Genomic DNA, 14,720 nt, shown 5'->3' with positions numbered 1-14,720 from the left:
AGCTTATGGCACAAAATAAATGCCGTAAATTAGTATAAATTTACGACCTAAATAGAAAAAATATCGGACTCTATAAAATGAATCAGGCCGATAAAGATTCTTTAATCGGATAAACCCGACCTTTGTTTGTATTCACATTCAAATTGCATTGTCGGCAATAATCCATAAATAATCGAGCCGGTTTAGTGGGCTCATTGGTTTTCAGATACGCCATGATCAACGTTGAACTTTCCATTTCATCACTGATATCCACACAAGCTAACTGTTGACCATCATAGGTAACATTTGAGTGAGGCCGCGTCACTAACACCGAGAAGCCCTGTCCCTGTCCGACCATGCAACGCACCATTTCAATCGATGGAGAGGTATAAGCAACCTGTGGGTATAATCCCTTTTCAGTAAAAATATTTAGAAAGTAATTTCGGCTGGGAATAATATCGAGCAAAATCATGGGCTCGCAGCTGAGATCTGCTAATGACACGCTCTCTTTAAACGCCAGAGGATGATTGGCAGGAAGCAGGGCATAAGGTTTATGAGGCGCGTTTAACACATCTTTGCAAATTGAATTATCCAGCTCTAAATCGTAGAGAAAGGCCAGATCAAACTGGCCGCGATGCAGACCGACCATCAACTCATGCTGCTCACCATCGTGCAACTGAATCTCAATATCCGGATAGTTCTTCTTAAACCCGGCGATAAGCTGTGGAATATACAGCGGCGCCACCGACTCAAAACAGGCAATCGATATTTTCCCACTGGTGATCTCACTGCTAGCTAACGTATTTTGCTCAAATTCATGAGATAAACGCAGCAGCTCACTGGCCTTATCATAAAATCGTCGGCCACTGGGCGTAAGCGAAACTCCCTGCGCATGATGGCGAATGAGTAACTGCTGACCAAACGAATCTTCAAGGTTCTTAATCGCAATCGAAATCGAGGGTTGAGCAATATGCAGCTTCCTTGAAGCCCCCGCAATACTCTCGGTCTGAACCACCGTCGAAAAGTAATGCAATTGTTTTAAAGTAAAATATCTCATGCGCCCTCCACCTATTGAAAAAATATTGCTTATAGTCACATCTCTATAACTTTTTATTAGCAAGGCATATACCACGAGTGCAAATACAAATAACAAATAGATTTAGTCTATTGTCATACATGGTTTTTTTATCTAATTAAAAGTTACAGAATCGTTATAAATGTTTTAAATGCGCTTCATTTTGGACAATCACGCCCTCTTTTGGGGCGTTTCATAGGTAAAGGCAAGCGCACTAGGCAAGGTGTTGTGCTTAATTTCAGAGCATGCCGATTAGATAGTTTTTTTTAAACTAAAAGGCAAGAAAAAAGTAATTGCTAGTTATCCAGCTATCCATCCATAGTGACCAAACATATTTGAGACCCTCATGTTCTGATCTAAATCAGTCTCTTATTAAATTAGTTTAGGGAAGGTACACATTCTATGGCGTTTCATTGGGACTATCTGTTCAGTCTGTTTAAACTATCCGATTTTTGGTGGGCTAGCTGGACAGTCGTAAAACTTAGCATAGCAAGTTGGATACTGAGTATTGTTTTTGGCTTTGTACTGGCGTTAGCAAAACAGTCGCGTTTTGCTATTTTAAATATTCCGGCCAAGCTCTACATCTGGTTTTTCCGCAGCCTTCCCCTATTAGTACTGCTCATTTTTGTTTATAACATTCCGCAACTGTTGCCATTTAGCAGCTCGATCCTTTCCAATCCATTCTGGTCCGGACTGATTTCAATGGTATTGTGCGAAAGTGCATACGTTGCAGAAATCCACCGCGGCGGTTTACTGTCCATTCCTAAAGGCCAGAAAGAAGCAGCCCAGGCTCTCGGGGTCCGCTATGTCGGCATTCAGTGGCTGGTGGTAATTCCGCAGGCCATTCGTGTTGCCCTGCCTGCGCTGACCAATGAATATATCGCCATCGTGAAACTCACCTCTCTAGTATCAGTAATTTCATTAACAGAGATCCTGTTGGTTGGCCAACAGCTTTATACCCAGAACTTTTTAGTCATGGAAACAATGACCGCTGTGGCCGTCTATTACGTCATGATCGTAACGATATTTGACTTTTTACTCAAACGGTTAGAAGCCTATCTGGATGTCACTCAGAGCAAAAAATCACATCTGCTGCCCGAAGATCTGATCGCAAAAGTTAAAAGCGCTCCCCCCGTACAGCTTAATCCGACCACTGAATTTGACGGCCCGGCACTGCAGGCAACCAAACTGCACAAAGCCTATAACAATGTTGAAGTGTTGGGTTCGGTGAACCTTACAGTTAACTCTGGTGAAGTCGTCTCGGTGATCGGGCCTTCAGGCTCAGGGAAAACCACCCTAATTCGATTGCTCAACGGGCTGGAACAGCTGGACAACGGTGAAATTCATCTCAACGGGAAACCTTTCTTAAAACTATTGCATTACGGTCCGAATAAATCCCGCTTTATTGAACATCCTGAACATCGCAATAACATCGGAATGGTCTTCCAGAGCTTTAACTTATTTCCGCATTTGAGCGTATTACATAATCTGATGCTGGCGCCAAGTTACCATCATATGGGTAATAAAGAAGCGCTGAAAATGCAGGCCTATCAGCTGTTAAATAAAGTCGGCATGTTAGAGCATGCTTGGAAACATCCGCATCAGTTATCTGGCGGTCAGCAACAGCGTGTTGCGATTGCCCGAGCGTTGATGATGCGTCCGCAAATCATGTTATTTGATGAACCCACCTCGGCTCTGGATCCAGAAAAAGTCAACGAGGTACTGCAAGTCATTGAGGACTTAGCAAAAGAAGGAATCACCATGGTCATTGTGACCCATGAGATGAATTTTGCCTTCAAAGTCTCTGATCGAATCGTATTTATGGAACAGGGACGAGTGATCTGTGATGACACGCCGCAGGCACTGCGCAGTGGCCACAACACCCGGGTAGAAACCTTTCTTAAAGATGTCTCTTTAGCTTAATAACTGATTTTCAGGAGTGACTCATGATTGAGCAATGGCAGATAGACCAATACAACGAACAGGGTTATCTAATTGTTGAAGATGTACTTTCAAGCGAACAGATTACGGCGCTTCAGAAGGATTTTGACAGTTGGGTTGAACAGAGCCGTCACCATCAATCTCCCTGGGGGAAAACCATCGATGGCCGATCACGGTTTGATATTGAAAGCGACCACACGAGCAATCACCCATCACTGCGACGGGTCGCCTCCCCGACAGAAATTTCAGAGGTCTTCAAAAACACAGCACTGAAATCAGCTGTGGCACAAATAGCCAGTCAACTAGTTGGCAGCAGTGGTGCTCGGCTGCATCACAGTAAGGTAAATTCTAAATTACCCAATACTGCGACCCAAGTGAAATGGCATCAGGATTTCTTATTTACCCCGCACAGCAACGACGATCTAGTGACGAGTCTGTTAATGATCAGCGATGTAACCGAGGAAAATGGCCCGCTGCAAGTGATTCCAGGGAGCCACAAAGGCTCGTTATTTTCACACTGGCAAGACGACCATTTCACCGGTTACGTCAGTGAACAGGTCGAACAGGAAAATTGTCAGCAGCCGGTATCATGTTTTGGTCCGGCAGGCTCTGTATGTTTTATGCACACCCGGCTGTTACATGCCTCAGCGCCGAACCATACCGATGCCCCAAGAACACTATTTATCAGCGTCTATGCTGCTGAAGATGCGCTGCCGCTGGCAGAAAATCCACTTCCCAGCATCCATGCAGAAACGCTGGTATGGGGCGAAGAAAGTGGTGAAATCCGCTTAACCCCCAATCAACTGCGACTCCCCCAAAAACCAGAAGGGGCTTCGTTCTTTGTTCAGCAAGCCGAGACAAACCAGGCCAGTGCCTGATCTATCAATCAATAAAGAGGAATTATGATGATGTTTTCAGCCCATACTAAACGTTCTAAAGCCCGCTTAATCACAACGAGCCTGGTCGGTATTGTTTTCTCATGCACGACATTAAGTGCTCTGGCGTCATTTAAACAGCCTGGCAAAATCATTGCCGGTTCAGATATGACGTTTTACCCCTATGAATATATGAAAGACAACAAACCAGCTGGATTCGATATTGAATACCTAGATGGTCTGGCCAAAATCATGGGGCTTAAAGCCAGCAATATTGATACGCGCTGGGCAAACCTGATCCCTGGATTACGGGGCGGCCGGTTTGATCTGATTAACTCGTCGATGTACATCACAGCTCCACGCTTAAAGGTCATCGATATGATCCCATACTCTAAAAGTGGAGAATCGATCCTGTCGCTTAAAGGTGCCAGTTATCAGCCAAAAACAATGCAGGACTTCTGTGGCCACACCATCGGCTCAATGGCAGGAACAGCCTGGCTCAAACAGATGCAAAACGTATCGAAAAGCGACTGCGTGAAAAAAGGTTTGAAACCTATCAAAATCAGAATGTATCCAACCGACCCACAAACAACACAAGCGATGCTCTCTCATGCAGTTGAAGCGCAGATCACCGATTCAGCCGTTGCACAAGGGGTCGTCCAGAGAATGGGATCTCGGGTTACCATTTCATCGGATAAGCTGCTTGACCCAGTATTGCATGGCTTTGGTGTGAAAAAAGGCAATGATGAAGTGCGTAAAGTGCTGATCGAGGGCATTAAAAAATATAGCCAAAGCCCAGAATATGCAGCCCTGCTGAAAAAATATAACATGCAGGATCTGAGCGAAACCGATATTAAAACGATGATGCCAAAAGACTAAGCAAACCGCCCAGGGCGTTCCTGGGCATTTGTGAAACCGGAGTAGCCAAATGCCACTTTCAACAGAAGAACAAATTCGAATCGACTTGGCAGTGACTTTTCGCATTGTCGCTTATCTGGGAATGCATGAAGCAGTTGCCAATCACTTTAGTGCAGCCCTATCTCCTGATGGTAAAAAGTTTCTGCTTAATCCGAAGTGGAAACATTTTTCGCGCATTCGCGCCAGCGATCTGCTGCTATTGGACGCCGACGATGTAGGCAATAATGAGCGTAATGATGTCGATGCGACAGCTTGGTCAATTCACGGACAAATCCATCAGCGCATGCCACAAGTTCGTGTTGTATTACATCTGCACCCGGTCTATACCACCGCCATTTCTGCCATGAAAAACCCAGCTATTTTACCCATTGATCAAAATACCGCTCGCTATTTTAACCGAGTATCGTTTGACACAATGTATGGCGGTATGGCTGACACAGTCGAAGAAGGGGCGCGTCTAGCGGGTCTTTTAGCAAACAATCACCGGTTAATAATGGGTAACCACGGCGTCATGGTTACCGGAACCGACATTGGTGTGGCATTTGATGACATATGGACACTCGAACGTGCCTGCCAGATATTAGTGACCGCCCTTTCAACCGGGCAACCTTTGAATGTTCTCTCTGATGCAGTCGCAGAGAAAACAGCGCAGGACTGGGAAGGTATTCCCGATTTTTCAAGGCAGCATTTTGAAGAGATGAAAGCAATTATAATTCGCGAGAATCCTTCCGTTCTGGATTAATCGCTGAATAATGCAAAAAATGGCTCGCTAACATATCAAACAGGCCTTGCCACACGACCTTGGTTGAAATTCTGAGGTCGCCATCTGATTCATAAACTCGCTTCAAAATGTCTATTGCAGCTAGGGCTTCATCTGAAACTGAGGACAATTGCCCTTTAATTGGGTAACCATTGCTTTGTTGTCGAACTAGCTAAGGAGAATTGTGTTCACCAACTAGATATAAAGAAAAAGAATAAAATCCAAAGGTATTTGGACAAATTACTATTCAAAAATCCGATAATGAGAGTTCCACTCGCACACAAGATGTTCACCAAAAGCCCAGCGAAAGTTATTAACATCCCTTGCCAATCGAGCCTGCGTGTAGCAACTTATATGGCTACTCCACCATTACCTAATAAATTTTTCCTGCCATATTTTTGTTGGAATACCAGACCTTTCGTCTGCACCGTCATGACTTGGTTTACCAAATAATTTTGCGGCGATAGCTAATGATGCATCATTATCTGCTTCTATGAGTGATTCAATATAAAATTCTTTATAGCGCCTAGGTAAATCTTTTTTAAATTGCTCCAATATTTGCTCTATGAATGGAACTGTATTTCTTTGTCCTCGTAACTCTTCGAGTGTTCCATAAAACAAACAAAAACAGGGGAGTCCTTTAAGAGGCTGATTCTCATCCAATACAACTATTTGTTGTACTTTTAGACCATCTAATCGAGCATAAGTGTAGCGGTTGTTATATATACCTTTATCTTTTACATAAAATATATCGTTAGTGAATGAAACTCTTCTCATTCTAAAACCATGAGAAAAAGCTAATTCTAGTGTTTTAAACCCCGTCATAGGATCTTGATCTGGATGCAATTTAAATTCCCTCTTAATTTGGTTAAAAACCTAAGCTTTGATATAGCCACATAACGCCAAGGTCTAGCGGATCCCCTCATGATTACCTTTAAAATTAAATAGGCGCACTCTGCCGTTTGATCGAATGAATCTCGCCAAAAACATATTATTTCTCAACGCCCCAATGAGGAGGGAACAGGATGTGCGAGATCCATATCCTACAAGATTTGCTGGCACGGCAGTGCCCCGATATTCACAAAAAATGGCTTGCTTTACTCATGGTGGCTACCTTTTCGTTGCTCGAGGGGTACGCTGTGTCCCTAACCGGGTTGAGCCGAAGCATTCGGAGAACCATCTCGGCCAAGCACACCATCCAGCGTATCGCTCGCTGGGGGATCACCATTCTCCTCGGAGCCACAACCGCTCCCTGCGCGAGCTGGCGGATAGTCTGCCAACAGACGCCACATCGTTAATTATCACGGATGCCGAATACCGCCTTAAACACCAAATTCACCGCATGCTGAAATGCCATGCGCTGTGAATCCCACTTAAGCAGTTTGTTTGCTTTAATATCGCCCCATCCCATGAAACATCCCACCAAACAAAGCCGTCACAACTCCAAAAATAACGCTCAAAATTATAAAAGCAGGGATCGAGGCTATCGCAAATTTCACCATAAAAATAACCATCGACATAAATGGCATTTTTACGTCTACAACGATAACTTCTTGCTTCTCATTTTCTACCGACATAACTATTCCTTGTCATTACTCATAAAAAAACTAGCTTAATCCAATGAATAATGCAGTTCTTTGATATAGCTTTCGTTTTCTTTGAAAGCTAACGCCTGCAATAAAGAGTTCCCCACTGAACCCGCAAAGCGCACCGAACTCGATACCAATGTGCTCGACAGCAAGAATCCTGCTTCCAAGTTTATTACACCGCTACCGAGCTTCGATTTCGAAGAAGTTCGCCCAATCATCGATGTAAATCTTAAGGGCTACAGTACCTCTGCGCAAACCCAGCATTCATTACTCAATAAGCCCTGCTAATAGGCAGACAACGCGCAGCGAGTTACGCTAAAAGGCTAAGCCAGCACATAAGTCGCTAGCAGTGGCTGTCTCGATTGAGCTTTTTGTTATGCCTTTTGCTCACGATAAACGTTCGGTTGCCAAATTTGCATCAAAATTTCCGGATTTTCAATTGGTTGGAAACCGTATTGAGCATACAAACCGTGAGCATCTCGTGTTGCCAAAACCATACGTCTTAATCCCTGTAATTCGGGATGCGCAACAATTTTTTCAACCAACCATTTACTTAAACCCTGCCCTCTATGTGCTTCAATAACAAAGACATCTGCCAAATAGGCGAATGTTGCTCTGTCAGTGACTAAACGAGCGAACCCCACTTGAGCTTCGCTACCATCAAAAATACCAAAACAAAGAGAGTTTGAAATGGCTTTCTTTAACGTGTTTCTGGGGATATCAGCAGCCCAGTAACTTTCAGATATAAATCGATAGATAACCTCAAAGTCTAACTCATCGATATTTGTGCTTATTTTGTATCCTTTCACTGAAATTTCCTCTCTAAGGCATAATGCCCGCTTAAGGAGCAAAAATGCTGCGCTAGAATATGCGCAGCATAGCGCAGTGTTTTTGTCCCAGCGAGTGCAGCGAATAAGTTAATGCGATTGTTATGTTATACTCGCTAGCTAAAAACCAGCTTTAGTCCAAGTGCAGCAAAACTTGTAGCAAAGATTTTTTGCATAGCAATACTCGCTCTTTTTGAGTTTTTTATAAATTCACTGAAACGACTAGATAAAAAGCCGTACACAATAAATACTGCGAAGGTCATAAGCATAAATACAGCACCGAGCATAAGCATATTCATTAAAACGCTATCAACCGTGGTTGGGATGAATTGTGGTAAGAAGGCCAGAAAAAATATTGAAAGTTTCGGATTTAAAATATTAAGCAAAAAACCTTTTAAAATAATCCCTGAGTAATTTGTGTTCGCTTTGCCCTCAGGCACTGAAAGGGGCGCAGATGATCGCCACATGTGACATGCAAGATAAAGTAAATATGTAGCTCCAACATATTTTACGATCTGAAAAGCAAGTGCACTCGTGTGAAAAATGGCGGCAAGACCGAATGCACTGGCCAAAAGTGCAGGAATAATTCCTAGAGTGCAGCCAAACGCCGCAAAGAGACTGGCTCGCTTCCCCACAAATAGCCCCGTTGCCACGGTATATAAAACCCCAGTTCCTGGAATTAACACTACGACAAGAGAAGTGAGTAAAAATTCTATAGAAATCATCAGATACATCCTTTTCCTTTAAAGGGTATAAAGCCTTGCTCAGCGACAACTGGATCAAGTCCGAGTGGAGTAACTTGTTATGTAATTTTTACTTACTTCACCAGCTTTGACACATAAGGAATATTCCTTAATTTATCTCCCCAAGGTAAGCCATACCCAACAAGCAAATCATCATTCGACATTTCATAAGCAAAATATTGATGTGCAGGAATATCAACTCGACTTGGTTTAACAAACAACGTTGCAATTGATAACGATTTAATCTCATAGTGATCAGCGAAGTGCTTAATCAAACGTTTCATTGTACCGCCAGATTCAATTGCATCGTCGATTACAATAACATCCTTACCTTCAATGTTTATATTCTGGTGATAAACTATTTTTGAGGAATTATTACAATCACCAGGAGTATGAGGGCAGGAAATATAATCCATACAGACATCAAAAGTTAATTCGCGCACTAAATCAGCCGTAAACAAAATTCCGCCCGGAACGACGCTGATTATAACTGCGTTATCGAATCGTTCATTGAGTTTTTGCGCAACAACTTTAACGCCGTCTTGAATCTGTTGTTCACTCAATACCAACTCGCCTATATGTTCCTTTTTCATTGAAACTCCTCACTCTGATTTGTTACATAATGCCGCGTTCTAGCAAATCTCCTCATAATTTTTGGGGAATTCAATGAGGTAGACACGCATCCCGTGGTTTAATCGAATTAATTTCGCCAAAAAATAATCCTACCAAACGCTGTCCAGAGGCGGCTGAGATGCACGAAATTCAAATATTACACCAAATACTTCTTGAGCAATGCCCTTACATTCATAAAAAACGTCTTCACGGTCTGATGGTTGCCACCCAATCCTTACTTGATAGGAATCGCCTGTCGCTTACGAAATTCGGACGGCATATCAAAGGCCATATTGCTCCGAAGCACACGGTTAAGCGAATAAACCATTTGCTCGTTACCCCACCCTCTCAATCATGACCGGTTGACGTTATATCAATAGCATGCTCGGCAACTATGTGGCGCAAACCCCATGCGGGTTGTGTGGCTTTATTGGACCGATGTCCATGAGCAATTACGTTTGATGACCTTACGTGCATTTGTTGGTAGTGTTCAAAAATCTGTGTCACTTCCATAGTTAACTCTCAACAGGGAGTGACACATCAATGTCCGATAAATACGAAATTGATATTCAGGCTTTTGCCAAGGCGCTTCAATCAGGCCAAGACCTCAACCTCGTTTATCTCGAACTGCTCAAAACCGTTCCTAGTATCGGCAAAATATTATCGCTCACCATTTTATATGAAATCAGGGATATCTCTCGATTTGAATCTGACTCTCAATAGCCAGATTAGTTAAATTCGTCTATTGTGATAGGTCGAAGACTCATATGTGTTACATGTTTGGTTGAGTTAAATACATTTGAATTAATTGATGATCACCAACTTTTTCAACTTGTTGATGATACTTAAACCCAAATGATTCATAGTATTCTCTTAAGTATTCATGAGCATGAATTTCAATGCTATTTATACCTAATTTCTTCGCTTTAGATATTAAAGATTCAATAAGTTTTGTTGCAATCCCCTTTCCTCTATAATCTTTTTTTATAGCGACTCGAGCCATAACTGCATTATTGTTTTCCAGTAATGCTAATCTTGCGACACCAATTGCCATGCCATCGATATAAGCCAAAGAGTGGTATGAACTATCATCTAATCCATCAAGATCTAATGACAAAGGAATTCCTTGCTCTTGGACAAATACTTCATGACGGATTTTCTGAGAGATTAAAGTTGACTCAGTATCTTTTCTTACAACAATGTTCACGTTTATCTCTCCTTCAGAAGTAAATAATAGACACATAATGCGGCGCTCACTGGCTCGTCCGGTGCAATGCTTAGTTAGGTGGTTTTGACATAAGCAGGTGCTAGCGCGTGGTTTTCAAAACCGCCGTATTTAACTGAAGAAGGATAATACTCTGAAGCAAATTGCACTTCCCCAGCGGCAGCTTCGCCGTCAACGCTGGCAATAAATGCGAGCATGAGATCAGTGCCAGCAGAGACACCGGCAGATGACCATATATGACCATCTTGGACGTATCTTTGCTCAACAACCGTCACATCACCAAGCGCACGCAAACGCTCTAAAGAGCCCCAGTGAGTCGTTGCTCTTCTTCCAGATAAAAGTCCTGCGGCATGCAGCACAAAGGAACCCGTGCAGACCGATAGGATAGCCTTGCAGTTTTGTGCTTGGTCGGTAACAAAATCGATTAACACCGGATTACTAACTTCAAGACGAGTGCCTTGGCCTCCAGGAATGAGTAAGTAGTCAAGTGGAGGACACGTGGCAAACGAAGCATGTGGGTTAATAGACAACCCCTTTGCACAAATGATTGGCTCCATCGATTGGCCCACAATGATGCAGTTCTCAGGGCCATTGGCATTTTTACGCCACATGGTGAGCATCTCCCACGGTCCAACAAAATCAAGTTCCTCAACCTGATTGAATACAAGAATTCCAAAATTCATAGCAACCTCCGAGTCACCTAACACCAAGCTAAGCAGCGTTCTTGCTTAAGCGCCTTGTATGGATAATAAGTAACAAATTTAGAGTAAAGTGACATTCAGGCTTTCGCTGCAACGAAAGCTCTCTATGTAGCAGTTCGATTGAACGTTGACTTCTCTATCAAGAGACCGGTAACAAGTAAGAACGCTACATAGCACTTCAAGCGACACACTCGAATAGTCTTCTAGGTCTCGAACCTGCATTTTGCAATGCATGAGCTAGCTTATTATGAATACAAACATACTTCAAAACATTCATGTCGGCGTTGATAGCAGAAAGTCGCAGTTAGATATCTATATCCGTCCACTCGACACTTATTTTTCTGTTCCCAATGATAAGCATGTGCTAGAACAATATTGTTCATGGCGATGATGTCGGCAATTCAAAGTAATCCCATTTTTAAAGCCACTTATCAACGACTTCTTGAGGTCGGAAAACTAAAAAAGTCGCCTTTATTGCCTGCACCAGAAAGATGGTCGGCATACTAAATTTCATGCTTAGAAACGGTGATGTGGTATATAAATACAGCTAAAAATTAACTATTGACGCCGTAGTCTCTTGTTGTTTTTTTGTAGATAGAATATGAGAAGTTATAAACAAAGTCATTCGAAAGGTCATAACCTGCCAACTCTCGACACAAGTCCTCTTCGACCTCCTCATAACTGATCCCTGATACAACTTTATTTTCTACATTTGACATAGTCGTTAAGTATTTCACTAAACCGACTTTAGAAAAAACAATTGGGATTAGGCCGCTGCTTTTCTTAACCAAGTTAAAACCATGCATAGAGCTGACTTCACTTTTAGTGCTGTTGCGACTAGGCGATGGATATTTATTTAAAAAATAGCTGCCAAACCAGTCGTTAAATTCATGTTGGGATGCATGACCACCAAAGTTGAAATTATAAATTAATAGTGTGGCTCCACTTCCAGAAATATCTGAAAACTTTTTAAAAGCTTCATCAGGGTTTAACCAATGAAATGCCATACAGATTGTTATTAAATCATGTTTTTGGGTTGAATCAATGTTTTCTAAAGAAGAGACTTTTACATTCAAATTTTTTTGCAATGCCTTTTCAACCATTACATTCGAAATATCAAACCCTTGAACATTTTTAGCTATGTCTAGTAAAGGGATCATCGAATCGCCTGTACCACAGGCAACATCCATCGCACTATTATATAGCTTTGATTCATCTACGCTCGCCAACCACCCCTTGATAACATTGTGTATTTTGGGTCTAAACTGCTCATATCTATCAGCCGCTTCTGAAGTACTGAAATGTGTCATTGTTCCCCCTTGAAAACTAACACTCAGCTAATGGGCAGCACCGTTGCGCTAAAATGGCGAAGCCAAGTACATTAACCGCAATCGGTGTTGAGATTTTTGTTAACTCTAACCCAGCTTTAGATGGTGCTCGAAAGCTGACGAGCCATGTGAAAACTTGCTAACTTTCTGATGAATCGAGTTAGCCCTCAAGTTTATATTAAACAACGAACCGAAAGAACGATGGCCCAATCACTTAAAAAGGCAATCTGCCAATGGTGATACACGCACGGCCACTGCGAGATTATTGGCTTTTTGATTTGAGTGAGCTACAACGAACACTCAGCGAACCAATTTGAAAAATACAAATTTTAGTTACCGCAGATTGAATTACCTTGAGTCTATAACTTTTTTATGCGTTTACTCAAAGATTTCATAATAACGTTCAACGTTTGCCGTAACTTTACCCCAGTAAGAGTTTTTTACCCTTTGTTGATGTTCCTCGAAAGCTGCTTTATCAACAAACTCTTCAAAAACATCAAAACGGAGAGGGTTATTTAAGTTTTTGGTAACACTGAACGTAATGCAACCCTGCTCTTGTAGAGTTAACCGTTTATGGTTAATTAACTCACTTTTTACAACTTCCCGATCCTGCTCCGGAACTAGGATAAAGCCTTTTAATATCACTTTTGACATGGATTTCCTCTTGATCTATAACGCCAAAATTTGGGACGTGAACGAGTTCAAGGCCCACAGCGGTTCAGGGGGCGAGCATACTTTGTTCAATTTATAACCCAAAGAATACCCGTGCCCGATAGTCATCGCTCCAACCCGCTTTTTTGAGTTTACTCTTCTGGCTTGGTGCTCCACAGCCGCTCTGCTTGAGCATGTTCATCACGAACCGCCTAAACAAAGCGATATTTTCTACCGCGCCATCCAGCGTTATTCTTGAGCTATCTTCTTTAAAGACAACCTCTAATACATAGTGCTGACTATTTTCTATCCGCCAATGTTGGCGGATAGAGTGACCAAGCAACTTATGGGTAGGCGACATCGAACTGACGTAATACGAAGTATCTACACTGCCTTTTCCATTGATACTTCGATGGCGCTCTACGGCAATAATACTTCGTATCGTCGGCCATTTTTGAGCAAGTTCTTCGGGTAGTTTTGCTTTTAACTGAAATACATATCGTTCTTCTGGCGACCATGATGTTTTTCTTTGATTTCAGTAACGATTTTTTCTTTTCCGGCGTCGAAAACGGCTTGAAATTTCTCCACAACCGCTTTTCTGAGTTTCGGTTGGTTGTGTTTCACTTGGACCACAACATGGGCCTTTTTCTCTGCAATTTTATCGAGGGTTTCTCGCTGACAATGCAGCGCATCAATAGTAATGATACTGCCCTTTACATGAATAACATCAATCAGTTGGCGCACAACATTGATCTCACCATTTTTAGTCGCTGTCGGCTTCTGGCTTAAAACGAGACCACGCTCAGTGTCATAAGCGGTCACCAGCTGTAACGCTGTTTTGCTGTCATTTCGGTACGAGCCACGTAGGACTTTTCCATCAAATGCGATGACAGGCTTATTTTGGCTAGTTCTTTGTTCGTTAATCCAACAAGCCAACGCTTCAAGTAACGACTCAGCAACGACTGAACGCAGGATGCGTGCGATGGTATGTCGACGCGGAATACCATTTTCAAATGGACGATACTTTCTCAACCAGTCGAGTTTTTCTTCGCCATATAGTTCAATATCTTGCCAACCTTCACACCCCGATGCAATGGCGCTGATAACGAGGAACATGGCGTCGATAAGGTCATGTTTTTGATTAATGTCTGAGCGAGTATCTTTGACTACGGATAGATGTTCTATTAGGTTCAAAATGGCTGAATGAATGAGGGCTTTCCGATATTAGATCATATTCGCTAACAAAGTCCGATCCCGCCCTGTTCACCAAGAAGTAAGCACTTATCCTTTACTCGTTGGTCCGAAAAACCTCGCTCTATTTCAAGCTCTTTGACGTAGTTTTGAAAATCAATCAACTTTGCATTAGCTAAATCGATGATCCGCTGTCGATCGAACCAGCTAGTCGCTATAGGGCAGATTGGTGCCATTCCTGCCGTTCACCACTTGCTTAGTAACCGTCTCAAGATACTTCAAAGCAGGCATTAGCGCAGAGTTCA

Annotated in this window: 15 protein-coding genes and 4 pseudogenes; 7 read left to right on the top strand and 12 right to left on the bottom strand. The window is 42.5% G+C overall.

Annotation, left to right across the window (positions count from 1 at the left end):
- Positions 1-82 precede the first annotated feature (82 nt).
- The gene (locus ABUE30_RS00245; RefSeq protein ID WP_408621632.1) at positions 83-1,036 is read right to left on the bottom strand and encodes a LysR family transcriptional regulator; all 954 of its coding nucleotides are present in this window, start codon (positions 1,034-1,036) and stop codon (positions 83-85) included.
- A 420-nt stretch (positions 1,037-1,456) separates the two neighbouring features.
- Here ABUE30_RS00245 and ABUE30_RS00240 point away from each other — a divergent pair, with 420 nt between their 5' ends.
- The 4 genes from ABUE30_RS00240 to ABUE30_RS00225 are packed head-to-tail and all read left to right on the top strand — an operon-like array spanning position 1,457 to position 5,530.
- Positions 1,457-2,977 (top strand): amino acid ABC transporter permease/ATP-binding protein, encoded by a 1,521-nt coding sequence (locus ABUE30_RS00240; RefSeq protein ID WP_408621631.1) that lies wholly within the window; start codon positions 1,457-1,459, stop codon positions 2,975-2,977.
- A 23-nt stretch (positions 2,978-3,000) separates the two neighbouring features.
- On the top strand, positions 3,001-3,873 hold the full coding sequence (locus ABUE30_RS00235; RefSeq protein WP_408621630.1) for a phytanoyl-CoA dioxygenase family protein: 873 nt from the start codon (positions 3,001-3,003) through the stop codon (positions 3,871-3,873).
- Between the two features lie 24 nt (positions 3,874-3,897).
- Positions 3,898-4,749, top strand: a complete 852-nt coding sequence (locus ABUE30_RS00230) for a transporter substrate-binding domain-containing protein (RefSeq protein WP_408621629.1) — start codon at positions 3,898-3,900, stop codon at positions 4,747-4,749.
- A 49-nt stretch (positions 4,750-4,798) separates the two neighbouring features.
- Entirely contained in the window at positions 4,799-5,530 is a 732-nt protein-coding gene (locus ABUE30_RS00225) for a class II aldolase and adducin N-terminal domain-containing protein (RefSeq protein WP_408621628.1), read from the top strand.
- Between the two features lie 387 nt (positions 5,531-5,917).
- On the opposite strand, the gene ABUE30_RS00220 is transcribed toward ABUE30_RS00225, so the two are convergent.
- From ABUE30_RS00220 to ABUE30_RS00195, 6 genes are all read right to left on the bottom strand, one after another.
- Positions 5,918-6,394, bottom strand: coding sequence for a hypothetical protein (locus ABUE30_RS00220; RefSeq protein WP_408621627.1), 477 nt, complete (start codon positions 6,392-6,394; stop codon positions 5,918-5,920).
- Between the two features lie 299 nt (positions 6,395-6,693).
- Complete coding sequence (locus tag ABUE30_RS00215) at positions 6,694-6,840, bottom strand: hypothetical protein (RefSeq protein WP_408621626.1); 147 nt, start codon at positions 6,838-6,840, stop codon at positions 6,694-6,696.
- 99 nt (positions 6,841-6,939) lie between these two features.
- Positions 6,940-7,125 carry a hypothetical protein gene (locus ABUE30_RS00210; RefSeq protein ID WP_408621625.1) on the bottom strand — a complete coding sequence of 62 codons (186 nt, stop codon included), beginning with the start codon at positions 7,123-7,125 and terminating at the stop codon, positions 6,940-6,942.
- A gap of 386 nt (positions 7,126-7,511) precedes the next feature.
- A complete protein-coding gene (locus ABUE30_RS00205) occupies positions 7,512-7,946 on the bottom strand; it encodes a GNAT family N-acetyltransferase (protein WP_408621624.1) in 435 nt (144 codons plus the stop codon).
- Between the two features lie 134 nt (positions 7,947-8,080).
- Positions 8,081-8,689 carry a LysE family translocator gene (locus tag ABUE30_RS00200; RefSeq protein WP_408621623.1) on the bottom strand — a complete coding sequence of 203 codons (609 nt, stop codon included), beginning with the start codon at positions 8,687-8,689 and terminating at the stop codon, positions 8,081-8,083.
- A gap of 92 nt (positions 8,690-8,781) precedes the next feature.
- Positions 8,782-9,300 (bottom strand): phosphoribosyltransferase, encoded by a 519-nt coding sequence (locus tag ABUE30_RS00195; protein ID WP_408621622.1) that lies wholly within the window; start codon positions 9,298-9,300, stop codon positions 8,782-8,784.
- Between the two features lie 628 nt (positions 9,301-9,928).
- Here ABUE30_RS00195 and ABUE30_RS00190 point away from each other — a divergent pair.
- Positions 9,929-10,030: pseudogene (locus tag ABUE30_RS00190) on the top strand (transposase); the annotation flags it as partial.
- Between the two features lie 61 nt (positions 10,031-10,091).
- On the opposite strand, the gene ABUE30_RS00185 reads toward ABUE30_RS00190, so the two are convergent.
- Positions 10,092-10,526, bottom strand: coding sequence for a GNAT family N-acetyltransferase (locus tag ABUE30_RS00185; RefSeq protein ID WP_408621621.1), 435 nt, complete (start codon positions 10,524-10,526; stop codon positions 10,092-10,094).
- A 74-nt stretch (positions 10,527-10,600) separates the two neighbouring features.
- On the bottom strand, positions 10,601-11,227 hold the full coding sequence (locus tag ABUE30_RS00180) for a DJ-1/PfpI family protein (protein WP_408621620.1): 627 nt from the start codon (positions 11,225-11,227) through the stop codon (positions 10,601-10,603).
- Positions 11,228-11,492: 265 nt separating this feature from the next.
- Between ABUE30_RS00180 and ABUE30_RS00175 the strand changes: the two are divergent.
- Positions 11,493-11,603, top strand: a pseudogene (locus ABUE30_RS00175) (IS110 family transposase); the annotation flags it as partial.
- Positions 11,604-11,611: 8 nt separating this feature from the next.
- Positions 11,612-11,803: pseudogene (locus tag ABUE30_RS00170) on the top strand (IS110 family transposase); the annotation flags it as partial.
- Here the strand turns inward: ABUE30_RS00170 and ABUE30_RS00165 are convergent.
- From ABUE30_RS00165 to ABUE30_RS00155, 3 genes and pseudogenes are all read right to left on the bottom strand, one after another.
- Positions 11,800-12,555, bottom strand: a complete 756-nt coding sequence (locus tag ABUE30_RS00165; RefSeq protein ID WP_408621619.1) for a class I SAM-dependent methyltransferase — start codon at positions 12,553-12,555, stop codon at positions 11,800-11,802. The pseudogene ABUE30_RS00170 and the gene ABUE30_RS00165 overlap by 4 nt on opposite strands.
- A gap of 396 nt (positions 12,556-12,951) precedes the next feature.
- Positions 12,952-13,227 (bottom strand): putative quinol monooxygenase, encoded by a 276-nt coding sequence (locus ABUE30_RS00160; RefSeq protein WP_408621618.1) that lies wholly within the window; start codon positions 13,225-13,227, stop codon positions 12,952-12,954.
- Between the two features lie 91 nt (positions 13,228-13,318).
- A pseudogene (locus ABUE30_RS00155) lies at positions 13,319-14,418 on the bottom strand (ISAs1 family transposase).
- Positions 14,419-14,720: the final 302 nt, after the last annotated feature.

Source organism: Celerinatantimonas yamalensis (assembly GCF_046054155.1).
Classification (GTDB): Bacteria; Pseudomonadota; Gammaproteobacteria; order Enterobacterales; family Celerinatantimonadaceae; genus Celerinatantimonas; species Celerinatantimonas yamalensis.
This window is presented reverse-complemented; position numbering and strand designations above follow the sequence as displayed.